The organism is Halomonas sp. HK25, assembly GCF_047795635.1.
Classification (GTDB): domain Bacteria; phylum Pseudomonadota; class Gammaproteobacteria; order Pseudomonadales; family Halomonadaceae; genus Halomonas.
The window spans coordinates 3,252,274-3,275,890 of the sequence record NZ_CP181044.1 but is presented as its reverse complement, the minus strand read 5'-3'; the positions used below and the strand labels follow the sequence as shown (position 1 = coordinate 3,275,890).

Genomic DNA, 23,617 nt, shown 5'->3' with positions numbered 1-23,617 from the left:
GTCTCTCAGCCGTGGCTCTCTCGGGCCTGGGTCGGGGCGGGGGCGTCGCCGGCGCTCTTGGTCAGGCGGAACTCGGAGCAGCGAGCCGGGGTGGGAATGTTCTTGCCCGGATTGAGCAGCTCGTCGGGGTCGAAGGCGCGTTTGGCCGCCCGGAAGGTCACCAGTTCGCCGGGACTGAATTGGACGCACATCTGGTGGATCTTCTCGCGGCCCACTCCGTGCTCGCCGGTGATGGTACCCCCCACCTCGACGCACAACTCGAGGATGCGGCTGCCGAGTTCCTCGGCGCGCTCGAATTCGCCAGGCTGGTTGGCATCGAACAGGATCAGCGGGTGCATGTTGCCGTCGCCGGCGTGGAATACGTTGGCCACGCGCAGGCCATAGGCCTCGCCCAGGTCGCCGATGCCCTTGAGCACCCGCGCCAGCTCGCGGCGGGGAATGGTGCCGTCCATGCAGTAGTAGTCCGGCGACATGCGGCCGACCGCCGGGAAGGCGTTCTTGCGGCCGGCCCAGAACAGCGCCCGCTCGGCCTCGTCGCGGGCCAGCTGGATGCCGGTGGCGCCGGCCTCCTCCAGCACGCGGCGCACCGTGGCGCAGTCGTCGTCGACGTCGGCCTCCACGCCATCCAGCTCGCAGAGCAGGATCGCCTCGGCCTCCACCGGATAGCCGGCGCCGATGAAGTCCTCGGCGGCACGGATCGCCAGGTTGTCCATCATCTCCAGCCCGCCGGGGATGATGCCCGCGGCGATGATGGCGCCCACGGCGTTGCCGGCCTTCTCGATGTCATCGAAGCTCGCCATCAGCACCTTGGCGCTCTCCGGCTTGGGCAGCAGCTTGACGGTCACCTCGGTGACCACGCCGAGCATGCCCTCGGAGCCGGTGAACAGCGCCAGCAGGTCGAAGCCGGGGGCGTCCAGGGCGTCGGAGCCCAGGGTCATGCGCTCGCCCTCGATGGTCAGCACCTCTATCTTGATCACGTTGTGCACGGTGAGCCCGTACTTCAGGCAGTGCACGCCGCCGGCGTTCTCGGCCACGTTGCCGCCGATGGAGCAGGCGATCTGCGACGAGGGATCCGGGGCGTAGTAGAGCCCGTAGGGGGCGGCCGCCTCGGAGATCGCCAGGTTGCGCACGCCGGGCTGGACCCGGGCGGTGCGCGCCTCGGGGTCGATCTCCAGGATGCGGTGGAAGCGCGACAGTACCAGCAGCACACCGTGCGTAAGCGGCATGGCGCCGCCGGAGAGGCCGGTGCCGGCGCCGCGGGTGACCACCGGCACGCCCAGGGCACTGCAGCGCTTGAGCAGGGTTTCGACCTGCTCGAGGGTCTCGGGCAGGGCGACCAGCATGGGCAGGGCGCGGTAGGCGGAGAGGCCGTCGCACTCGAAGGGATGCAGGTCCTCCTCGCGGTGCAGCAGGGTCATGCCGGGCAGCGCCTGCTGGAGGTCGGCCAGCACCTCGGCGGGATCGCGTTTCGTTACCTCGCCATCGAGTCGTTCATCGAAGAGGGTATTCATGGTGACTCCGGGGAGTGGGAGGGATCTCTTCAGTATAGGCGTGATCGGGTCGGGAGTAATTGTATGAAAATATTTTCCATACATCCATGGAAAATAATTCCATTTTATCAGGATTGCCTTGCCGAATCAGGGTGGCCGCGGCGTAAATGACCGGGCCCCGCCTTGCTCGGCGGGGCCCGGTGCGCCTCAGGCGCCTGTCATCATCCCGCTCGCATCAGCGGGTCCGTCACGCCGATCACGTAGAAGGCAACCATCGCGATGATGCCGGTGAACACCAGGTAGTAGAGGGTCGGCAGGATGGTCTTGCGGATGGTGATGCCCTCGCGGCCGAGCAGGCCCACGGTGGCCGATGCCGCCACCACGTTGTGGATCGCGATCATGTTGCCCGCCGCGGCACCGACGGCCTGCAGGGCGACCATCATGGCGGTGGAAACCCCCAGCTGCTGTGCAACGTTGAACTGGAACTCGGCCAGCATCAGGTTGGACACGGTGTTGGAGCCAGCGATGAAGGCGCCCAGGGCACCCACGGCCGGGGCGAAGAACGGATAGACACCGCCCACGCCGTCGGCCACGAACTGGGCCATGGCCACCGGCATGGAGACCAGATCCGCCGCGTTGACGCCGGAGTTGATCAGGATCCGCACCATGGGGATGGTGAAGATCAGCACGAAGCCGGCGCCGAGGATGGTCCTGGAGGATTCGCTGAAGGCGGCTCCCAGCTCAGCCAGGCGCATGCGGTGGAGCAGGGCGGTGAGCAGCACCACCATCAGCAGGATACCACCGGGCAGGTAGAGCGGCTGGATGGCGCCGGAGACACCGGCCTCACCCAGGATATTGCTCCAGCCGAAGGAGATCGAGGTCAGCGCATTCCTGAACGGCTCGATGGTGCGTGAGGCGACCAGAATAACCGCCAGCAGCACGTAGGGGAGCCAGCCCATGAAGGTGGTGATCGGCGTCTTGCCCACGATGTCTTCGGTCTTGATCACCAGCTTGCCGATCCACTCGTCCGGCCAGCTCTTGGCATCCGGGAAGTCCCAGGTGTCCTTGGGAATCAGGAAGCCCTTGCGGGCCGCCGGCACGACGATGGCCAGACCGACCATGGCGCCGATCATCGACGGGAATTCCGGGCCGAGCAGCACGCCGGCGAGCATGTAGGGCACCACGAAGCAAACGCCGGCGAAGATCGCGAAGGGGGCGATGGAGAGGCCTTCCTTCCAGGATTTATTCGCGCCGAAGAACTTGACCATGATGACCACCATGATCAGCGGCATCAGGACGCCGACAATGCCGTGGATCACGGCCACCTCAGCGGCGATCAGACGAAAATATTCCAGCCAGGTGTAGCCGCCGGCTTCCAGCGCCTCGGTGATGCCATCGCGGTTGATGCCGCCGGTGACGCCCACCACGATGGGGGTGCCCACGGCGCCAAAGGAGACCGGGGTGGACTGGATCATCATGCCCACGACTACGGCAGCCAATGCCGGGAAGCCGAGTGCCACCATCAGCGGGGCGGCCACGGCGGCGGGGGTGCCGAAGCCGGAGGCACCTTCAATGAAGCAGCCGAACAGCCAGGCGACGATGATGGCCTGGACGCGGCGGTCCGGGCTGATGCCTGAGAAGCCCTTGCGGATCGCGGTGATGCCGCCGGAGTGCTTCAGGGTGTTGAGCAGCAGGATGGCGCCGAAGATGATCCACAGGATCGACACGGTGAGGATCAGCCCCTGAAGGGTTGAGGCCAGCACCCGGTTGAAGCTCATGTCCCAGGCGAACAGGGCGATGAGGGCGGTGACCACATAGACGGCCGGCATGGCGGTCTTGGCCGGCATGCGCAGGCCGATCAGCAGTACACCGGCCAGCACCAGAGGCGTGAAGGCCAGCAGTGCAAGTAGGGTGTTATTCATGAGGCAGGTTTCCCCTCGACTGTTGTGATGGTGTTGTCTGCAATGAGGTGGCACGACACCGCCTGCCGGGGGCGCGGCGGATGCGCGAAAGATACGCCCTAGGAGCGTTGACTCGCCAGCAGTGGAAAATTGGTATTACCAATAAATTTCTTTTTTTCGTAATATATGAAATAAATAAATACCTTTTTAAACAATAGGTTGTTTGGAAGTGCCCGGCATCCGGAGCTAGATGGCGCTTCCGACCTATAGACTAAAGGACAAAGAAACGACGTTAGGCCACGTTGGGGCAGGCCGCATGGCGGGCCCAATCAAAGGCTGGCACACTGCAGCGGACACGCCGAATGAAACGGGAGAACGTCATGACACGGGTGCTGTTTGATCTATGCGGCATTGATGAGGGGCTGCGTTTCTCGCCCTACTGCTGGCGGGTCCGCTACGCCCTGGCCCACAAGGGACTGGAGGTGGAGACCCGCCCCTGGCGCTTTTCCGACAAGCAGGCACTGGCCTTTGCCGACCACGACAAGGTGCCGGTGCTGGTCGATGGCGATGAGGTGGTCACCGACAGCTACGAGATCCTGCGCTACCTGGATCGCGCCTATCCCGAGGCGCCGCTGCTCGGTGATGCCGTCGCCGAGGGACGCGCGCGCTTCGTCAAACACTATGCCGAGCGCGCCCTGCAGCCGGCGATGCTGCGCACCATCGTCATGGACCTGCTCAACGCCATCCATCCGGACGACCGCGAGTACTTCCGCGAGACCCGCGAGCAGCGCCTGGGCCGCACGCTCGAGGAGTTCCACTCCCCGGCGAAGGGCCTGTCGCAGCTGGATGCGGCCCTGGAGCCACTGCGCGGACGGCTCAAGGAGTCCGACTACATCGATGGTGAGGCCCCGGCGGCGGGGGACTATCTGGTGTTCGGCAGCTTCATGTGGGCGCGCTGCGTGTCGAGCGCCGACCTGGTCTCCAACGCCGACCCGGTCTACGCTTGGGTGGAGCGCATGCTCGACCAGTATGGTGGTCTGGGGCGCCATGCCGTTCGGGTCACGGACATCGAAGGTGCCTATCGCTGATGCTTTCCTGCCGGGCCGCACAGCGGCGTTGCCCCCTGTTCGACGCCCGGCTCCGGCCGGGCGTCGCCGTTGGTGGGTGAGAAAATGGGCGATGCGATATAGGGTTCACCGCTATATTGCATCGCACAAAAGTGCCTGCTATGTTGCAATGCAGCGCAGGGCGAAATGTCCTGTCTTCCCAAGGTAGACGGAGGTGTTCCATGACCAAGGCAACTACCCAGAAAGCCACCGAGAAGTTCGAGAGCCTGCTCGTCGAGCCGGCACGCGCCTATGGCTCTCTGACCCTGGAGTACTATGAGAAGCTGATGGCCACCCAGCTGGAAGCGACGCGCCGCTACGCCGACTTCGGCCTGGCGCAGGCCCGCGCCTGGATCGACGTGCGTGATGCCGAGGGGCTCAAGAAGGTGATGGAGGACCAGCAGAAGGTCGCTCAGGACCTGGGGGATCACCTCAAGGCTGACGCCGAGAAGCTCTCCGGGCTGGGTCAGGACTACCTGCAGAAGAGCCAGAAGCTGGTCGAAGAGAGCATGAAGTCCGCAACCGCCGAGGCCAAGACTGCCGTCGACAAGCCTGCCGACACCAAGTAAGGCCGTTGTCGCGCCTTTGCGGCCGCTGAATCTCACGGGCCGTCCCCCATCCAGGGGGGCGGCCCGTTTCGTTGTCGGGCAGCTTGGCGGCCTCCTTCAGAGCGCCTCCTCCCCGAGCAACCGGATCACCTCGTCGTCCTCCACCTGGTCGAAGTGGGTGAAGAACTGGCCCACGGCGCGGAAGTGGCGGGGGGCCTCGGGGCAGACCACCTCGTCGGCCAGCGCCGCCAGCCGGGCGAGCGTCTCCGGCGGCGCCACCCCGATGGCGGCGATGAGCCGGGCCGGGTCGCGCTGGCGCAGTGTGGCCAGGGCGGCGGCCATGGTGGCCCCGGTGGCGCTGCCGTCGTCCACCACCACCACGACCCGGCCGGCCGGATCAATCGGCGAGCGGACCGGCGTGTAGAGGCGGCGGCGCGCGTCGATCAGTTCGCGCTGTCGGGCGATCTCGCGGGCCAGCCAGTCGTCTCGGCACCGCTGCGCCTGCTCTTCCAGGTGCACGCTGCCGTCCTCGCTCACCGCACCGATGGCGAACTCGGGGTTGCCGGGGGCGCCGATCTTGCGCACCAGCACCACGTCCAGCTCTCCCTCCAGGGCGTCGGCGATGACCCGGCCCATGGGCACGCCGCCGCGGGGTATGGCCAGCAACAGGGGATGCTCCCCCTTCAGGTGGGCCAGGGCCTCGGCCAGGTGCCGGGCCGCCTCCAGACGATCGCGGTACATGACAGAACTCCCGCAGGGGACATACGGGAAGTCTAGCCGAGGAGAGGGGAGTGCTGCGCAGACGACAGCGCCGCCGGGGTCACCGGCGGCGCGGGTTGCGCTAGGGATCAGGCCTTCTTCAGAGGTTGGACTTGACCTTCTCGCTCTTGGCCGCGATGGCCTCCTCGGGCTTGGGCTCCACCCGGCTCGGCTTGCCCGGCAGCACGGCATCCAGCAGCAGAGCCGCCAGGGCCGCCGGCACCAGGCCGGACTTGAGCAGCAGGCCGAGCTGTCCGGGCATGGTCTCGGAGATCGCCTCCACGGCGGGCAGGCCAATGCCCAGGCTCAGCGATACGGCGATGATCAGCATGGCGCGCTGGTTGAGCTCGCACTCCTGAATGATCTTGAGGCCCGCCGAGGCGATCATGCCGAACATCACGATCCCGGCACCGCCCAGCACCGCATGCGGCATGGCTGCGACCAGGCCACCGAGTTTCGGGAACAGGCCCATGCAGATCAGCAGGATGCCGCCGATGGTGACCACGTGGCGGCTGACCACGCCGGTCAGGGTGATCAGGCCCACGTTCTGGGCATAGGCGGTGTTGGGCAGGGTGTTGAAGATGGCGGCGAAGGAGGTGGCCACGCCATCGGCCATCACGCCGCCGGAGAGCTCGCTATCCTTGGCCTGACGGCCTGCGCCACCGATGGTGATTGCGGAGATGTTGCCGATCGTCTCCAGGCCCACCACGAACATGATCAGCGTCATGCCTACAATGGCTGTCAGGTGGAATTCCAGTCCGTACTGCAGAGGCCTGGGAACCGCGAACCAGGCGGCGTCGCCGACGCTCGAGAAGTCCACCATCCCCAGGGCAATGGCCAGCAGGTAGCCGCTGCTCAGGCCGATCAGGATGGAAGCGGCCTTGACGAAGCCGCGCCCGAACTGGTGCGCGATGATGGTGACCCCGAGTACGAACAGCGCCAGGCCCAGGTTGGTGGGGGAGGCGAAGTCGGGGTTGCCGATGCCGCCGGCGGCATAGTTGAGACCCACCGGCATCAGGATGATACCGATCAGCAGCACCACGATGCCGGTCACCACCGGCGAGAACCAATGGCGGATCTTCTTCAGGTAGGCCCCCAGGCCCACCTGCAGGACACCGGCCACCAGGGAGGCGCCCAGCACGGCGGCGAGGCCGAAGGTGCCGGCCAGGGGCAGCGCCACCGGCAGGAAGCCGAAGCTGGTGCCCTGGACGATGGGCAGGCGAGCCCCGATGGGGCCGATGCCGATGGTTTGAATGAGGGTGGCGATACCGGCCACGAAGAGCGCCACCTGAATCAGGAAGATCTGTTCACCGGTGGTGGCGCCGATGACGCCAGCGATGATGATCGGCGGCGTCACGTTGCCGGCGAACATCGCCATGATGTGCTGGATGCCTAGCGGAACCGCCTTGGACAGCGGCGGCATCGCGTCCGGGTCCCGGTTGATGGTCCGGGAGGGATTGGTTTCTGGATGGGGGGCGGAACGGGATCTGGTCATGGTCAGGCTCGCAGCGTTGGTTGTTGTCGATGCTGGCGTGCGGGTCGTTAGGTCGGCCGGTTGTTATCGATACTGAGGCCAATCCATCGGGTTAAATGTACACAATATGATCGTTTTTGAAAGACATTACGGTGCTTCTCCTGTGTTCTTTTTGTTATTGTTCCTATTAATCAATGGGCTGCAGCTGATATGTTGACCGTTTGGTCATCCCGTGACCCGGGCCTTCAGGCGGAACAGGGCGATGCGGTTGATCTGCTCGACGGCGGTGCGACGCTCCTTCGCCGGATCGTTCTCCAGGCGCACCTCGAAGGCGTCGAGGATGGCGAAGCGGTTGCTGCCCTTCACCGCCATCACGAAGGGGAAGCCGAACTTCGCCTGGTAGGCATCGTTGAGGCGTTCGAAGCGGGCCAGCTCCTCGGGGCTGCACTGGTCGAGGCCGGCACCGGCCTGCTCGCGGGTGGAGTCGTCGGTCAGGGAGCCGGCCAGCGCCGCCTTGCCGGCCAGGTCCGGGTGGGCACGGATCACCTCCAGCTGGTGCTCGGGGGAGGCGGCATCCAGTACCGTGCCCATCCGTTCGGCGAGCGCCTCGGGACGGTCGTGTCGGCTATCCAGGCCCTGCTCCCAGGCCAGCTCGGCCACCCAGGGAGAGTGCTCATAGATGTCCCCATAGCCGGCCAAGAAGGCGGCCTTGTCCAGCTGGCTGGGGCGAGGGGTCAGGGTCTTGTCTGTCATGGTCGGTCTCCCGGTTTACGGTCGCAGGGTAGTGTCCCTGGGTGTAATGTATACAAAAAATATTTTGAAATGTCCTCCATAAACGTCTAAAAATGCATTCATTGCTATCCCCGAGGTCCATGGAGCTGTCCATTGGCCAGTCCATAGAACAACAGGAGAGTGAAGATGGGACGCCTGACCACCCACGTTCTCGACACCGCCCAGGGCCGCCCCGGCGAGGGCATCCGCATCGAGGTCTATCGCCTCGAGGGCGACGGCCGCCGTCGCCTCAAGGAGGTCATTACCAACGACGACGGCCGCTGCGACGCCCCGATACTCGAGGGTGATGATTTCACCGCCGGCGAGTACGAGCTGCTCTTCCACGCCGGCGACTATCTGCGCCGGCAGGGCATCGCGGCCGAAGAACCTCGCTTCCTGGATGTGATTCCGCTGCGCTTCGGGGTGGCCGATGCCGCCGGGCACTACCATGTGCCGCTGCTGCTCTCGCCCTATGGCTACTCCACCTACCGCGGCAGCTAGCCTTGGGCCGACAACTGGCTGCGCCCACCAACGTTTCTGACCAAGCCAGGCATTCAGTTACCGACAGCTCAGTCATCAACAACTCAGTCATCAACAACTCAGTCATCAACAACAATGCAACGAGTCGAGGCATCCCCTGATGCAAGCCTATCTGCTGGACTTTGCCAACTTCATGCTGCGCTGGCTCCACGTCATCGCGGCCATCGCCTGGATCGGCGAATCGATCTACTTCGTGATGCTGGACAACGGCCTGAAGAAGCCCAAGGCCGCCGAGGACCGCGACAAGGGGGTGTTCGGCGAGATGTGGGCGGTGCACGGCGGCGGCTTCTATCACAACCAGAAGTACGCTACGGCGCCGGCCAAGCTGCCCGATGATCTGCACTGGTCGTTCTGGAAGTCCTACACCACCTGGCTGTCAGGCTTCGCACTCTTCGTGCTGCTCTACATGGCCAACCCGAGCTTCTACCTGGTCAACCCCGACAGCAGCTGGGCGTGGGCGGCCAGCATGAGCGGCTGGCAGGCCAATGGGGTGGCGCTGCTCTTCCTGCTCGGTGGCTGGGTGGTCTACAACGAGTTGTGCAAGCGCATCAGCCCCGACATGACCCGGGACGGTCTGCTCAGCATCGCCGTGGCGGTGATGATGGTGGTGGTGACCTACCTGAGCACCCAGCTGTTCGCCGGCCGCGCCGCCTTCCTGATCACCGGGGCGGTGATGGCTACGGCCATGTCGGCCAATGTCTTCTTCTGGATCATTCCCGGTCAGCGCCGCATGGTGGCGGCGATGAAGGCCGGCGAAGTGCCCAACCCGCTGGACGGCAAGCGCGGCAAGCAGCGCTCGGTGCATAACACCTTCTTCACCCTGCCGGTGGTGCTGCTGATGATCAGCAACCACTACTCCTTCGCCTACTCCCACGAGCAGGCCTGGGTGATCATGTCGCTGTTCATCTTCGCCGGCGCGCTGATCCGCCAGTTCTTCGTGCTGATGCATGCCGGCAGCATCAAGCCCGCCTATCCGGCGGCTGGCACGGCGCTGATCGCCGTGGCGTTCTGGATCGCGGCCCCCTCGCCGTCGCCCGCCGCCGACCCGGATCGCGCCGCGGTCAGCCTCGAAGAGGTCCACGCCATCATCGAGATGCGTTGCGCCTCCTGCCACGCCAGCCAGCCGAGACAGCCCGGCTTCAATGCACCACCGGCGGGGGTCGCCTATGACTCCCCGCAGCAGACCGCCGCCCAGCGAGTCCAGGTCCAGCAGGTGGTGGCGAGTGGCTACATGCCGCTGGGCAACATGACCGGCATGACCGACGAGGAGCGTGCGGCCATCGCCGCCTGGTCGCAGTGATAGCGGCGGCCCCGGCCGCCTTGCCGCTCTCGCGTGATGCCTCTCACCTTGACCCGCCGCCCGGCGGGTCAAGACGTGTCGGTCAGTCGTATCGAAGGTCATCTGGCGTATACAATGAAGGCCATCAGTGACCGCAGGGGAGAGATGCCCAGATGAACCAGCGCCAGCCCGAGCCCGAACACCGGCCGTCCTCCCCGCGCCGCGGCAAGGACGGTGACGGTGCCGAGCGCCACGAGGCCATCTATCGCTCGATCAGCGATGCGATCATCGAGCACCGCCTCAAGCCCGGTGCCCGCCTGCGCGAGGATGCGCTCTCCGAGGTGTTCGGCGTCAGCCGCACCGGTATCCGCAAGATTCTGCAGCGCCTGGCCCTGGAGCAGCTGGTCACCCTGACCCCGCGGCGCGGGGCCAGCGTGACCCGGCCCACCGCCGACGAGGCCAAGGACGTCTTCGATGCGCGCCAGATGATCGAATGCGGCCTGATGCTCGAGGTGGCGCGGCGCATTACCGATGACGATGTCCAGGAGCTGCGCGCTATGGCGCGTCGCGAGCGCGAGGCGCTCAGGGCCGGCGAGCAGAGCACGGCCATCAAGCTCTCGGCGGCCTTCCATGCCCGGCTGGCTCGGATCTCCGGCAATGCCACCCTGGCCGATTTCGTCGACCGCCTCTGCTCGCGCTCCTCGCTGATCCTCGCCGTCTACGGCAACGCCGGGCACCTGGGCTGCGAGTCCCACGACCACGATGACCTGATCGGCTATCTGGAGGCCGGCAACGGCGAGCGCGCCACGGCCTTCATGAGCCGCCACCTCAAGGCCATCGAGGCCTCTCTCTCGATCGTCGAGGAGGCGGGCGAGGCGCCAGACCTGAACAGCATCTTCGGGCGCTGAGCGGCCGCGCGCTTCTGCCATGCCAACGCCAGCGCCCCGGACCTGAGTCCGGGGCGCTGGCGTTGGTGGCTACGGGGTGGGGTTACTGACGGAAGCGCTGGCAGGGGGCCCAGTGCTTCATCAGCAGGTAGTAGGTGACGCCGGCGGGGATCAGGCTGGCGTACCAGGAGACCGCGGAGAAGGTCAGGGCGGCGATGATGCCCACCGCGGTGGCAACCAGTGCCGCGTAGTTCAAGCCCTGGTAGGGGCCTGTCTCGTCATACAGCTTGCCGAGATCCAGGGTGCGGCGACGGATGATGTAGTAGTCGACCACCAGGATGGCGAAGATCGGGCCGAGGAAAGCGGAGTAGGTCTGCACGAACAGCTGCAGGCCGGCGGCGGAGTCGGGCTGCACCAGCTTCCAGGGGAAGGTGGCGAAGGCCAGCAGGCCGACGATCACGGTGGCAACGGGGAACTTCATCTTGAACACGTCCATCAGCACATAGGTCGGCGGCACCACATTGTTGAGCACGTTGGTGGTGACCTGGGCGAAGGCGATGAACAGCAGGGTTGTCATCAGCAGTGGAGTGTTATCCACGGCGTTGGCGAATACCTGGATCGGATCTGCTGTGCCGGTGGCCTCGGAGACCATGTAGCCGATCAGGCCCATGAACAGGGTGCAGGGCAGGATCGACATGGCGTAGATGGTGGTGAGGATGCCGGGGCCGGTGCCGTGCTTGTGCTCGCGGGAGTAGTCGCTGACGTTGAGCATCATGGTGCTGTAGATGCCCAGGAACAGCATGGTGGCGCCCCAGAACGGCATCCCCCAGGAGCCTTCCATGGTCAGCAGGTTGGCCGAGAGCTCATCGCCGTAACGCTGCACCGTGGCGTAGAACATGTAGGTCAGCGAGGCGAGGATGAAGACGCTGCCGATGTTCTCCAGCCACTTGATGCCCTGGAAGCCCATCACCGACAGGCCGATCTGCAGGAACTGGAAGGTGATGAAGTAGAAGATCAGGTTGTCGAAACCGAACAGGGTGGCCGAGACCATGTTCAGGGCGCCGGCGCCGATCCAGCTCTGGAAGCCGTACCAGACGATGGCCGGTACCGCCCGCACCAGCCCCGGGATGCGGGTGCCGGCGAAGCCGAAGGCGCTGCGCGCCTGGACCATGAAGGGGATGCCGTACTTGTAGCCAGCGGCACCATTGATGGCCAGAGCGATGCCGATCACGAAGCAGCCGATGGCGATCGCCAGGGTGGCCTGGATCAGGTTCAGGGTGCCCACCACGCTGGAGCCCATGGCGAAGGTGCCGATTGACACGCAGCCGCCGAACCAGGCCAGGAAATAGGAGGGGCGACCCATGATGCGGGTCTGCTGAGGAGCCAGGGATTCCTGGCCGGGGGCCTTGGTGCCGCCCTGTGCAGTGGCGACCGAGATATGCGGATCGGTGGGCTGTGCCGGTGTTGTCGAATTGCTCATGGTAATGTCCTCGCAAGGTGGATGTCGGATCTTGTTGTTGTCCCGGTAGGGAGTCGCTTGCGGCGTGCTGTTTGTTGGTTATTTATCTTTCTATCGTGCTTTTGGTACGTGCTTTTGGTACGTGCTTTTCGTGTCAGGCGGTGTCAGGGCGTTAAGTGCGCAAAATGCTCGAAGCGCCCGGTAAACGCCTTCGGCCTGGGAAAGGCAAGGTCTCCGTGCTTGCTGGTGCCAAGCCCCAGCCCTACCAGGGCCTCGGCCAGCTTCACTGCGGCGGTGACGCCCTCGACGACAGGCAGGCCCACTTCCCTGCTGATTTCGTCGGTGAGATCGGCCATGCCGCCGCAGCCCAGCACGATGGCGCCGATGCCGTCCTCGTCGCGGGCGCGCCGGCACTCCTCGATGATGCGAGTCAGGGCCGCATCGGCGTTCGCCTCCAGGTCCAGCACCGGAATCTCCGCGGCGCGCACCCGCCGGCAGTGGTGGTGGAAGCCGTAGTTGTCCAGCAGATGCTCGGCGATGATGCCGGTGCGCCCCAGGGTGGTGACGATGGAGAAGCGCGTGCTGATCAGTGTGGCCATATGGAAGGCCGCCTCGGCGATGCCGATCACCGGGGCGCGGGTCAGCTCGCGGGCCGCCAGCAGACCCGGGTCGCCGAAGCAGGCGATCACATAGGCGTCCGCCTGTTCGCGCTCGCCGGCGAGCACCTCCTCCAGTACGCCCACGGCGCTGATCGCCTCGTCGAAGTGGCTTTCTATCGATACCGGACCGTGGGCCGGCTGCGTGGCGACGATCTCGGTACCGGGTGCGGCGATGCGACGGGCCGCCTCGTCGATCGTGGCGGTCATGCCGGCGGTGGTATTGGGGTTGATGACACGTATGTGCATGGGAGGCTCCTGACCGTTGGAATTATCTTTGTACACAAAATAGGATGCTTTTGTGCATTAAGCAAGAGCATATGTTGAGGCGGGATTTTCGTCACAGATAGATGTTGCGTAACGGGTTTTTACCAATTGGCAGCGCTTGGGGTGGCTGTGAGGAGGTGAGACTTTGGTCTAATTTGCCGCCCATTACCTGTTAATGCGCATATTAGGAGCCATTAATTGTATACATTATCTGCCTGTTCGAACCTGTTGCGATATTGTTGGGTACACTCTATCTTGTCTTTGTATACACTCCGCGCAACTGACCTTCCGCAGCGCGCCCCATAACAATCAGGAAGCCATGCCATGACGCGCCCCTTCTTTCCGGACTACCCCCGTGACCTGATCGGCTACGGCCGCAACCCGCCCCACGCCAACTGGCCGGGCCGGGCGAAGATCGCCGTGCAGTTCGTGCTCAACTACGAGGAGGGCGGCGAGAACTGCGTGCTGCACGGCGATGCCGGCTCCGAGCAGTTTCTCTCCGAGATCATCGGCGCGCCGGCCTTTCCCGACCGCCACCTGAGCATGGAGTCGATCTACGAGTACGGCTCCCGGGCCGGCGTGTGGCGGATCCTGCGCGAGTTCGAGCGCCGTGGCCTGCCGCTCACCGTGTTCGGCGTGGCCATGGCACTGGAGCGCCACCCGGAGGTGGCCCACGCCTTCAAGGAGCTTGGCCACGAGATCGCCTGCCACGGCTATCGTTGGATCCACTATCAGGAGATGCCCGAGGCGCTGGAGCGCGAGCACTTGCACAAGGCCATGGCGATCTTCCAGCGTCTCTACGGTGAGAAGCCGCTGGGCTGGTACACCGGCCGCGACAGCCCCAACACCCGCCGGCTGGTACTGGACGAGGGGGGCTTCCTCTATGACAGCGACTACTACGGCGACGACCTGCCGTTCTGGACCCGCGAGCGCGACAGCCAGGGCGTCGAGCACGACCACCTGATCGTGCCCTACACCCTGGACAGTAACGACATGCGCTTCGCCGCCCCCCAGGGCTTCAATACCGCCGATCACTTCTTCACCTACCTGCGCGACGCCTTTGATGTGCTCTACGCCGAGGGGGAGGAGGCGCCGAAGATGCTCTCCATCGGCATGCACTGCCGTCTGCTGGGTCGCCCGGGCCGCTTCCGCGCCCTGCAGCGCTTCCTCGACCATATCGAGGCCCACGACCGGGTCTGGGTGACGCGGCGGGTGGATATCGCCCGACATTGGGCGGAGCATCATCCGGTACCGAAAGCCTGAGGACACCCCATGAAACAACGCACCTACTACGCCCCCGCCGGCGGCCATCCTCCCCAGACCCAACTGCTCTCCGACCGGGCGGTATTCACCGAGGCCTATGCCGTCATTCCCAAGGGGGTGTTCGGCGATATCGTCACCAGCAACCTGCCGTTCTGGGAGAAGACCCGGCTTTGGGTACTGGCCCGCCCGCTTTCCGGCTTCGCCGAGACCTTCTCCCAGTACATCATGGAGGTTGCTCCCGGCGGCGGCAGCGAGCGACCCGAGCTCGACCCCGAGGCCGAGGGCGTGCTCTTCGTGGTGGAGGGTGAGCTCAGCCTGATCCTGTCCGGCGAGCGCCATCGCCTGGTCCCCGGCGGCTATGCGTTCATTCCGCCCGGCAGCGACTGGCAGGTGAACAACGAATCCGATGCCCCGGTGCGCTTCCACTGGGTGCGCAAGGCCTATGAGCGGGTCGAGGGCATCGCGGTGCCCGAGGCCTTCGTGGTCAACGAGAATGACCTCGAACCCAACCCCATGCCGGGCACCGAGGGCCGCTGGGCCACCACCCGCTTCGTCGACCCCGACGACGTGCGCCACGACATGCACGTCAACATCGTCACCTTCCAGCCGGGGGCGGTGATTCCCTTCGACGAGACCCACGTCATGGAGCACGGCCTCTACGTGCTGGAGGGCAAGGCGGTCTACCACCTCAACCAGGACTGGGTAGAGGTCGAGGCCGGCGACTTCATGTGGCTGCGTGCCTTCTGCCCCCAGGCGTGCTACGCCGGCGGCCCGGGACCCTTCCGCTACCTGCTCTACAAGGACGTCAATCGCCACCCGAAGCTGCGCCTGGGTAGCCGCTGAAAGGGCGCTCAAGTGCTGCGGATAGCCGCAACGCTCGAGGCTGATCCGGCGACAGGCCTGTTCGGGGGCGCTGTGAACCCCTCCCTGGGCGCTACCGATGCCATCCCTGGCATAGGACCCCCTCCAGACCTGTCCCCGGCGCCTCTCGCGCCATACGCCGGAGGTACACAATCATGCTGGAACTGAAAGCTGAACCGCTGACGCCGGAGGCCTTCGCCCCCTTCGGCGAGGTGATCGATGCCCGGGCGTCGGCCTGGTTTCCCATCAACGCCGGGCGCACCCGGCGCCACCACGACCTGGCCAGGGTCGAGACCCTGGGGGAGGGGGCGCGGACGCTGATCAGCCTCTTCGTCAGCCAGCCGGTATCGATCCCGCTGGAGCTCGACTTCCTGGAGCGCCACCCCTTGGGCAGCCAGGCCTTTATGCCCCTCCATGAAGAGAAATTCCTGGTTGTCGTCGCGCCGCCGGGCGAGACCATCGACCCCGGCGAGGTACGCGCCTTCGTCACCGACGGCCGCCAGGGGGTCAACTACCGCGCCGGCACCTGGCATGCCATCCAGTCGGTGCTCGAGCGCGAGGGCGAGTTCCTGGTGGTCGACCGGGGCGGGGAAGAGAACAACTGCGACGAGCATCCGCTGGCCCTGCGCGTGACCCTCTGATTCGTCCCTGACGGCTTCCTGATATTGTACCCAAGCTGCTGATGTGGCTTGGGTATTTTTTGACTTTTAAAAATATGAAAATATTTTCCATCCATTCTTGACGAGATCGGGATGCGAGCCTAATCTCGGTATACAAAATGATTTTCCAAAAACAATATCCCCTCACTGGAGGATTTCGTCATGGCCCGCATGATCGCTGCAGAAGCCGCCGTTCACGTGCTCAGGAAGGAAGGCATCGAGGTCGCCTTCGGGGTGCCCGGTGCCGCAATCAACCCCTTCTATGCCGCCCTGCGCAAGCTGGGGGGCATCGACCATGTGCTGGCCCGCCACGTCGAGGGCGCCTCGCACATGGCCGAGGGCTATACCCGCACCCGGGCCGGCAACATCGGGGTGTGCATCGGCACCTCCGGCCCCGCCGGCACCGACATGATTACCGGCCTCTACTCGGCCATCGCCGACTCTATTCCGATCCTGTGCATCACCGGCCAGGCGCCGCGTGCCAAGCTGCACAAGGAGGACTTCCAGGCAGTGGACATCCAGGCCATCGCCGGGCCGGTCACCAAGTGGGCGATCACCGTGCTGGAGCCGGCCCAGGTGCCGCGCGCCTTCCAGCAGGCCTTCCAGCTGATGCGCTCGTCGCGTCCCGGCCCGGTGCTGATCGACCTGCCCATCGACGTGCAGATGAGCGAGATCGAGTTCGACCCGGATACCTACGAGCCGCTGCCGGCCTACAAGCCCAGCGCCTCAAAGGCCCAGATCGAGAAGGCCATCGCCATGCTCGAGGAGGCCGACAAGCCGCTGCTGGTGGCCGGTGGCGGGATCATCAACGCCGACGCCAGCGAGCTGCTCACCGAGTTCGCCGAGCTCACCGGGGTGCCGGTCATCCCCACCCTGATGGGTTGGGGCTCGATCCCTGACGATCATCCGCTTATGGCCGGCATGGTGGGGCTGCAGACCTCTCACCGCTACGGTAACGCCACGCTGCTGGCCTCGGACTTCGTGATGGGCATTGGCAACCGCTGGGCCAATCGCCACACAGGCAATCTCGAGACCTACACCGAGGGGCGCAAATTCGTTCACGTGGACATCGAGCCGACCCAAATCGGGCGTATCTTCGGCCCCGACTACGGCATCGTCTCCGATGCCAAGGCGGCGCTTGAGCTGTTCGTCGAGGTGGCTCGCGAGCTGAAGGCCGCCGGCAAGCTGAAGGACCGCTCCGCCTGGGCCGAGGAGTGTCAGGAGCGCAAGCGTACCCTGCTGCGCAAGACCCACTTCGACGAGGTACCGGTCAAGCCGCAGCGGGTCTACGAGGAAATGAATCGCGTGTTCGGCAAGAACACCCGCTATGTCAGCACCATCGGTCTGTCACAGATCGCCGGTGCCCAGTTCCTCCATACTTACAAGCCACGGCACTGGATCAACTGTGGACAGGCAGGTCCCCTGGGCTGGACGATTCCCGCCGCCCTCGGTGTCTGCCGTGCCGATCCGGATGCCCAGGTGGTCGCGCTGTCCGGCGACTACGACTTCCAGTTCATGGTCGAGGAGCTGGCGGTCGGGGCGCAGTTCAAGCTGCCCTATATCCATGTGCTGGTGAACAACTCCTACCTGGGGCTGATTCGCCAGGCCCAGCGTGGCTTCGACATGGACTACTGTGTGCAGCTGGGCTTCGAGAATATCAACTGCCCCGAGATCAACGGCTATGGCGTGGACCACGTCGCGGTGGTGGAGGGGCTGGGCTGCAAGGCGCTGCGGGTCACCAAGCCCGAGGAGATCGCCCCGGCCATCGAGGAGGCCCGTAAGCTGATGGCCGAGTACCGGGTGCCGGTGGTGGTCGAGGTGATCCTCGAGCGGGTGACCAATATCGCCATGGGCACCGACCTGGCCGGCGTCACCGAGTTCGAGGACCTGGCCGAGAATCAGGAGGATGCGCCGACCTCGATTGCTGCCCTCACTTGAGAAGACAACGATCCAAGGAGTTCACGATGCCCAAGTTTGCCGCCAACCTCAGCATGCTGTTCACCGAGGAGGATTTCCTCGATCGCTTCGAGGCCGCCGCCCGGGCTGGCTTCAAGGGCGTGGAGTACCTCTTCCCCTACGATTTCACCGCCGACGAGATCAAGCAGCGCCTGGACGCCAACGGCCTGACCCAGGTGCTCTTCAACCTGCCGGCCGGTGACTGGGGCGCCGGCGAGCGCGGTATCGCCTGCCATCCGGATCGCGTCGAGGAGTTCCGTGCCGGCGTCGACCAGGCCATCGAATACGCCACCGCGCTTGGCTGTCGGCAGGTCAACTGCCTGGCCGGCATCCAGCCGCAAGGCGTCAGCGACGACGAGGCCCGCCAGACTCTGGTGGAGAACCTGCGCCATGCCGCCGGCAAGCTCGAGGCCGCCGGCATCCGCCTGATCGCCGAGCCCATCAACACCCGCGATATCCCGGGCTTCTTCCTCAACCGCACCGAGCAGGCGCTGGCGATCTTCGACGAGGTGGGCAGCGACAACCTCATGCTGCAGTACGACATCTATCACATGCAGATCATGGAGGGAGACCTGGCGCCGACCATCGAGAAACACCTGGTGCGTATCGCTCACGTGCAGCTCGCCGACAACCCGGGCCGCCACGAGCCGGGCACCGGCGAGATCAACTACCCGTTCCTGTTCGCCCATCTGGATCGCCTCGGCTACCAGGGCTGGATCGGCTGCGAGTACAAGCCGGCAGGCCGCACCGAGGAAGGGCTGGGCTGGCTGGATGCGGTACGGAGCTGAGGGCGTTGTTCATGGCGAGAGGCGCCGGGGGCAGGCCGAAGAGGAGGTCCTATGCCAGGGATGGCATCGGTAGCGCCCAGGGATGGGTTCACAGCGCCTCCTCGCAGGCCTGCCGACGGGTCAGCCTCGAGCGGTAAGTAGCCTTCTACCCAGGATCACAACGACAAGAGAGACAAGAGGAGAGAGACCATGAGCAAGATCGGATTTATCGGCCTCGGCATCATGGGCCGTCCCATGGCGGGCCACCTGCTGGACGCCGGCCATGAAGTCGTCACCGTCAAGCGCGGCACGCTGGAGGAGAGCTTGGCGTCCAGGGGCCTGCGCGAGCTCGACAGCCCCGCCGCGGTGGCTGCCGAAGCCGCGGTGATCATCACCATGGTGCCGGACACTCCGGACGTGGAAGAGGTGCTGTTCGGCGAGGGTGGCGTCATCGAGGGCCTTACGCCCGGCACCCTGGTGATCGACATGAGCTCCATCGCCCCCATCGCCACCCAGGACTTCGCCAGGCGCATCCATGAGGCCGGTGGCGAATACGTCGACGCGCCGGTCTCCGGCGGCGAAGGCGGCGCCATCAATGCCGCTCTGACCATCATGGTCGGCGGCACCGAGGCGGGTGTCGAGCGAGCCCGGCCGATCCTCGAGGTGATGGGCAAGACCATCACCCATATCGGCGGCCACGGCGCCGGCCAGATCTGCAAGGTGGCCAACCAGATCGTCGTTGCCCTGACCATCGAGGCGGTGGCCGAGGGCCTGCTGTTCGCCTCGAAGGCCGGCGCCGACGTGGCCAGGGTGCGCGAATCGCTGCTCGGGGGCCTCGCCCAGTCGAAGATCCTCGACGTCCATGGTGCGCGCATGATCGAGCGCACCTTCGACCCCGGCTTCAAGATCAAGCTGCACCAGAAGGACCTCAATCTTGCGCTGGAAGGGGCGCGCAGCCTCGGCCTGGCGCTGCCCGGCACCGCCAACGCCCAGCAGCTGTTCCAGGCCTGCGCGGCCCACGGCGGCGCCGACTGGGACCATGCCGGCATCCTACGGGCCCTCGAGACACTGGCTGACCATGAGGTCGGCCAGGCATGAGTCGGTCCGCCGGCCCGGACGACGGGCCGGCGGCGACAGGGAGGTGACTGCTCCCTGAGGCAGGCGTCGGGTCGTCGTCTGCCTCGCGGCCGCCGCCAGGCGGCCTTGCCCGGCGGCGGGGCAACCCCGCTCGTCGTCGGGCCTTTTTGACCCCCGAATCCCTTCCCGTTTTCTACCGCCGGCGGTGGCCCCGCCGACGCCGGCCCGCCGCGAGGAGCGCCCATGACCGCGATCCCATCCCTGGAGACACCGCTGCTGGCCTGCGAGGCCGAGGCTCTCGTCTGGCTGCGCGAGCTGGCCGACACCGCCGTGGCGGCGGTGCACCCCGATGCCCTGCTCGCCGGGCAGCTGCCCGAGCCCCCCGCCGGACGCACCCTGGTGGTGGGCGCCGGCAAGGCCGCCGCCGCCATGGCCGCCGCCCTGGAGCGCGCCTGGCAGTCGCGCCATCCCGAGGCGCCGCTATCGGGCCTGGTGGTGACCCGCTACGGTCATGGCACTCCCTGTGAGCGTATCGAGGTGCTCGAGGCCGCCCACCCCATGCCGGATGGCCTCAGCGAGCAGGCCGCCCGGCGCATGCTCGAGGCCGTGGCGGACCTCGGCACGGATGATCTCGTGATCGCCCTGATCTCGGGCGGCGGTTCGGCGCTGATGAGCCTGCCGGCCCCGGGCATCAGCCTGGCAGAGAAGCAGGCGATCAATCGTGCACTGCTGCGCTGCGGGGCGCCGATCCGCGAGATCAACACCGTGCGCCGCCATCTCTCTGCCATCAAGGGCGGGCGGCTCGCGGCGGCGGCCCATCCGGCCCGGGTGGTCACCTGGCTGATCTCCGACGTGCCGGGCGACGAGCCCTCCCTGGTGGCCTCCGGCCCGACCCTGCCGGATGCCACCACGCCGGCCGACGCCCTGGCGATCCTTGAGCGCCATGCCATCGAGATGCCCGCCGGCGTGCGGGACCATCTGGCGGGCAGCGGTGGAGCGCCTCGCCGGGAGGCTCCCGATTTTGCCCGCGACGAGGTGGCGGTGCTGGCGCGGGCCGCGGAGGCACTGGCGGCGGCGCGTGCCACCGCCGAGGCGGCGGGCGTCGAGGTGCGCCTGCTGGGCGATGACCTGGAGGGCGAGGCCCACGAACTGGGGCGCGCCCAGGGCCGCCTGGCGCTCTCCCGGCGGGACGCCCTGGAGCAGCAGGGCCTGACGCAGCCCCTGCTGCTGCTCTCCGGCGGCGAGACCAGCGTCACCGTGACCGGCGACGGCTGCGGCGGGCGCAACGTCGAGTACCTTCTCGGGCTCTTCGAGGCCCTGAAGGGGGCCGAAGGCATCCACGCCCTGGCCATCGATACCGACGGCATCGATGGCTCCGAGGACAACGCCGGCGCCCTGTTCGGGCCCGGCGACTGGGCGCGCGCTCAGGCCCGCGGCCTCGACCCGCGCGATTACCTGTCACGCAATGACGCGTATACTTTCTTCCAGACGCTCGACCGGCTGATAATCACCGGGCCGACGCGCACCAACGTCAACGATTTCCGTGCCATTCTGGTCTTGCCGAGGACACCATGACGCTTCCCCCCCACGCCCCCATCCATGACCCCATCCGCCGTACCAAGATCGTCGCCACCCTGGGCCCGGCCAGCGACCGAGAGGGCGTGCTGGAGGCCATGATCGCGGCCGGCGTCGACGTGGTCCGCCTCAACTTCTCCCACGGCAGTGCCGACGACCATCGCCAGCGCCTGGTGCGGGTCCGCGAGATCGCCCACCGCCTGGGCCGCAGCGTCGCCGCCCTCGGCGACCTCCAGGGCCCCAAGATCCGCATCGCCCGCTTCGCCAACGGCGCGGTCGAACTGGCGGAGGGCGTGCCCTTCGTGCTCGATATGGCGCTCGACGGCAATGCCGGCGATGCCTCCCGCGTCGGCTGCGACTATCAGCAGCTGATCGACGACGTGGCCTCGGGCGACCGCCTGCTGCTCGACGATGGCCGGGTGGTGCTCGACGTCACCGCCGTCCAGGGCCGCGAGATTCACACCACCGTGGTGGTGGGTGGCAAGCTCTCCAACAACAAGGGCATCAACAAGCAGGGCGGTGGCCTCTCGGCGCCGGCGCTCACCGACAAGGATCGCGCGGATCTCGCCACCGCCGTCGACATCGGCGTGGATTACCTGGCGGTCTCCTTTCCGCGCAGCGCCGCCGATATGCAGGAAGCCCGCGACCTGCTCGGCGAGGCGGGCAAGGAGATCGGCCTGGTCGCCAAGCTCGAGCGCGCCGAGGCGGTGGCCGACGAGGCGACGCTCGACGGCATCATCGTGGCCAGCGAGGCGGTGATGGTGGCCCGCGGCGATCTCGGCGTGGAGATCGGCGATGCCCAGCTGATCGGCATGCAGAAGCGCATCATCAAGCGCGCCCGCACCCTCAACCGCGCGGTGATCACCGCCACCCAGATGATGGAGTCGATGATCGAGTCGCCGCTGCCCACCCGAGCCGAGGTGTTCGACGTGGCCAACGCCGTGCTCGACGGCACCGATGCGGTGATGCTCTCCGCGGAGACCGCCGCCGGCGACTTCCCGGTGGAGACCATCGAGGCCATGGACCGGGTCTGCCTGGGCGCCGAGCGCGAGAAGATCGCCCAGGAATCCGGCCACCGCATGCACGAGGGCTTCTCGCGGATCGACGAGACCATCGCGCTCTCCGCCATGTACGCCGCCAACCACCTGTCGGGCGTGGCCGCCATCGCCTGCATGACCTCGACCGGCTACACGCCACTGATCGCCTCGCGGATCCGCTCGGGGCTGCCCATCGTCGGCCTGGCCCACAGCGCCATCGGCCAGCGGCGCATGGCGCTCTACCGCGGGGTGGTCTCGCTGCCCTTCGATACCCGCGACATGGCGCCCACCGAGCTCAACGACCGCGCCCTGGCGTTGCTGGTGGAGAAGGGCATCGCCACCCACGGCGACCATGTGATCCTGACCCGGGGCGACCACATGAACGCCCATGGCGGCACCAATACCCTGAAGATCCTCGACGTGAACGAAAGTCACGAGGGCTGATCTCTGTATACATAACGTCGGCAGAATGTGGCCAGTTGGCGTAAAAAGTGCGAAGGTGCTTCCAGGCGATATGGGGGCGTTAAATGAGCAAGACCTGGAAGGAAAGCGTCGAGGCCGCCGTGCGGGCGGGCGAGCGAATCAGCGACCGGCATATCGTCGACCAGGTGCGCCAGGCGGTGTTGACCCAGCGGCTGCCCCCCGGCACTCGCCTGCCCGAGGTGGCCCTGGGCGAGATCTTCGGGGTCAGTCGCTCGGTGGTTCGCCGTGCCCTGACGCGGCTGGCCGCCGACCATGTGGTCGACCAGCGACCCAATCAGGTCTCTCGAGTGCGCGCCCCCGGCATCGAGGAGACCCGCGAGACCTTCGACGCCCGCCGCCTGGTGGAGGGGGAGGTGGCCGCCCTGCTTGCCGGGGGGCTCTCCCGGGACGCCCTGGCGGCACTCCAGGCGGAGGCCGACGCGGAAGCCGCGGCCCATTGGCGCGGTGACGAGCCGGCGCGCATCGCCCACTCCCTGGCGCTCCACCACCGCCTCGCCGAGTTCTCCCCCAACCGGGTCCTCGGCGCCATGCTCACCGACCTGGTGCTGCGAACCTCCATCGTCATCGCCCTCTACAAGCGCGCCTCGCTGGCCTCCTGCTACCTGGCTGGGGACCACCCGCGCCTGCTCGATACCCTGCGTGCCGGCGACGCCGAGGGCGCCCGCCACGCGGTGGTCCAGCACCTGGCGAGCCTCGAGGGGCTGCTCGACCTGGGCCCACGCGACAGTGGCACCGACCTCAAGGCAATCTTCGGCACCGCCACGGCGCAAGCCTGACCCCGGTCAGCGCCACGCGGCAGCGT

Annotated in this window: 21 protein-coding genes; 14 read left to right on the top strand and 7 right to left on the bottom strand. The window is 66.3% G+C overall.

Translation table 11 applies throughout. The features are described from left to right. Nucleotides 1–5: 5 nt before the first annotated feature. Nucleotides 6–1,511, bottom strand: a complete 1,506-nt coding sequence (glcD, locus tag ACM26W_RS15445) for a glycolate oxidase subunit GlcD (RefSeq protein ID WP_416137862.1) — start codon at nt 1,509–1,511, stop codon at nt 6–8. A gap of 200 nt (nt 1,512–1,711) precedes the next feature. After that, the gene (locus tag ACM26W_RS15440) at nt 1,712–3,412 is read right to left on the bottom strand and encodes an L-lactate permease (RefSeq protein WP_416137861.1); all 1,701 of its coding nucleotides are present in this window, start codon (nt 3,410–3,412) and stop codon (nt 1,712–1,714) included. 359 nt (nt 3,413–3,771) lie between these two features. Here ACM26W_RS15440 and ACM26W_RS15435 point away from each other — a divergent pair, with 359 nt between their 5' ends. Both ACM26W_RS15435 and ACM26W_RS15430 read left to right on the top strand, forming a co-directional pair. Next, the gene (locus ACM26W_RS15435) at nt 3,772–4,479 is read left to right on the top strand and encodes a glutathione S-transferase N-terminal domain-containing protein (RefSeq protein WP_416137860.1); all 708 of its coding nucleotides are present in this window, start codon (nt 3,772–3,774) and stop codon (nt 4,477–4,479) included. A 200-nt stretch (nt 4,480–4,679) separates the two neighbouring features. Next, nucleotides 4,680–5,066, top strand: a complete 387-nt coding sequence (locus tag ACM26W_RS15430; protein ID WP_416137859.1) for a phasin family protein — start codon at nt 4,680–4,682, stop codon at nt 5,064–5,066. Between the two features lie 96 nt (nt 5,067–5,162). On the opposite strand, the gene ACM26W_RS15425 is transcribed toward ACM26W_RS15430, so the two are convergent. The 3 genes from ACM26W_RS15425 to uraD form a co-directional block, all read right to left on the bottom strand. Further along, the gene (locus ACM26W_RS15425; RefSeq protein ID WP_416137858.1) at nt 5,163–5,786 is read right to left on the bottom strand and encodes a phosphoribosyltransferase; all 624 of its coding nucleotides are present in this window, start codon (nt 5,784–5,786) and stop codon (nt 5,163–5,165) included. Between the two features lie 118 nt (nt 5,787–5,904). Continuing rightward, entirely contained in the window at nt 5,905–7,299 is a 1,395-nt protein-coding gene (locus ACM26W_RS15420; RefSeq protein WP_416137857.1) for a uracil-xanthine permease family protein, read from the bottom strand. A 204-nt stretch (nt 7,300–7,503) separates the two neighbouring features. Beyond that, nucleotides 7,504–8,031 carry a 2-oxo-4-hydroxy-4-carboxy-5-ureidoimidazoline decarboxylase gene (gene uraD, locus ACM26W_RS15415; RefSeq protein ID WP_416137856.1) on the bottom strand — a complete coding sequence of 176 codons (528 nt, stop codon included), beginning with the start codon at nt 8,029–8,031 and terminating at the stop codon, nt 7,504–7,506. Nucleotides 8,032–8,196: 165 nt separating this feature from the next. Here uraD and uraH point away from each other — a divergent pair, with 165 nt between their 5' ends. The 3 genes from uraH (at nt 8,197) to ACM26W_RS15400 (ending at nt 10,776) form a co-directional block, all read left to right on the top strand. Beyond that, nucleotides 8,197–8,550 (top strand): hydroxyisourate hydrolase, encoded by a 354-nt coding sequence (gene uraH / locus ACM26W_RS15410; RefSeq protein ID WP_416137855.1) that lies wholly within the window; start codon nt 8,197–8,199, stop codon nt 8,548–8,550. Nucleotides 8,551–8,689: 139 nt separating this feature from the next. Continuing rightward, nucleotides 8,690–9,889 carry a urate hydroxylase PuuD gene (locus ACM26W_RS15405; protein ID WP_416137854.1) on the top strand — a complete coding sequence of 400 codons (1,200 nt, stop codon included), beginning with the start codon at nt 8,690–8,692 and terminating at the stop codon, nt 9,887–9,889. Nucleotides 9,890–10,041: 152 nt separating this feature from the next. Next, on the top strand, nt 10,042–10,776 hold the full coding sequence (locus ACM26W_RS15400) for a GntR family transcriptional regulator (protein ID WP_416137853.1): 735 nt from the start codon (nt 10,042–10,044) through the stop codon (nt 10,774–10,776). A gap of 82 nt (nt 10,777–10,858) precedes the next feature. On the opposite strand, the gene ACM26W_RS15395 is transcribed toward ACM26W_RS15400, so the two are convergent. After that, entirely contained in the window at nt 10,859–12,235 is a 1,377-nt protein-coding gene (locus ACM26W_RS15395; protein ID WP_416137852.1) for an NCS1 family transporter, read from the bottom strand. Nucleotides 12,236–12,378: 143 nt separating this feature from the next. Beyond that, on the bottom strand, nt 12,379–13,119 hold the full coding sequence (locus tag ACM26W_RS15390) for an aspartate/glutamate racemase family protein (RefSeq protein ID WP_416137851.1): 741 nt from the start codon (nt 13,117–13,119) through the stop codon (nt 12,379–12,381). A gap of 342 nt (nt 13,120–13,461) precedes the next feature. Here ACM26W_RS15390 and puuE point away from each other — a divergent pair, with 342 nt between their 5' ends. The 9 genes from puuE to ACM26W_RS15345 all read left to right on the top strand — a co-directional run bounded on the left by puuE (nt 13,462) and on the right by ACM26W_RS15345 (nt 23,591). Further along, the gene (puuE, locus tag ACM26W_RS15385; RefSeq protein WP_416137850.1) at nt 13,462–14,400 is read left to right on the top strand and encodes an allantoinase PuuE; all 939 of its coding nucleotides are present in this window, start codon (nt 13,462–13,464) and stop codon (nt 14,398–14,400) included. Nucleotides 14,401–14,409: 9 nt separating this feature from the next. Continuing rightward, entirely contained in the window at nt 14,410–15,243 is an 834-nt protein-coding gene (locus ACM26W_RS15380; RefSeq protein WP_416137849.1) for a bifunctional allantoicase/(S)-ureidoglycine aminohydrolase, read from the top strand. 173 nt (nt 15,244–15,416) lie between these two features. After that, nucleotides 15,417–15,902: an ureidoglycolate lyase gene (locus ACM26W_RS15375; RefSeq protein ID WP_416137848.1), complete on the top strand. Its 486-nt coding sequence runs from the start codon at nt 15,417–15,419 to the stop codon at nt 15,900–15,902. A 180-nt stretch (nt 15,903–16,082) separates the two neighbouring features. Next, nucleotides 16,083–17,858: a glyoxylate carboligase gene (gcl, locus tag ACM26W_RS15370; RefSeq protein WP_416137847.1), complete on the top strand. Its 1,776-nt coding sequence runs from the start codon at nt 16,083–16,085 to the stop codon at nt 17,856–17,858. Nucleotides 17,859–17,884: 26 nt separating this feature from the next. Continuing rightward, entirely contained in the window at nt 17,885–18,664 is a 780-nt protein-coding gene (gene hyi, locus ACM26W_RS15365; protein WP_416137846.1) for a hydroxypyruvate isomerase, read from the top strand. Between the two features lie 189 nt (nt 18,665–18,853). After that, nucleotides 18,854–19,741: a 2-hydroxy-3-oxopropionate reductase gene (locus ACM26W_RS15360; protein ID WP_416137845.1), complete on the top strand. Its 888-nt coding sequence runs from the start codon at nt 18,854–18,856 to the stop codon at nt 19,739–19,741. Between the two features lie 222 nt (nt 19,742–19,963). Then, nucleotides 19,964–21,295 carry a glycerate kinase type-2 family protein gene (locus tag ACM26W_RS15355; RefSeq protein WP_416137844.1) on the top strand — a complete coding sequence of 444 codons (1,332 nt, stop codon included), beginning with the start codon at nt 19,964–19,966 and terminating at the stop codon, nt 21,293–21,295. Beyond that, entirely contained in the window at nt 21,292–22,776 is a 1,485-nt protein-coding gene (gene pyk, locus ACM26W_RS15350) for a pyruvate kinase (RefSeq protein ID WP_416137843.1), read from the top strand. Before ACM26W_RS15355 ends, pyk begins: the two co-directional genes overlap by 4 nt. An 83-nt stretch (nt 22,777–22,859) precedes the next feature. Then, nucleotides 22,860–23,591 carry a GntR family transcriptional regulator gene (locus ACM26W_RS15345; RefSeq protein ID WP_416137842.1) on the top strand — a complete coding sequence of 244 codons (732 nt, stop codon included), beginning with the start codon at nt 22,860–22,862 and terminating at the stop codon, nt 23,589–23,591. The last annotated feature ends 26 nt before the right edge of the window (nt 23,592–23,617 follow it).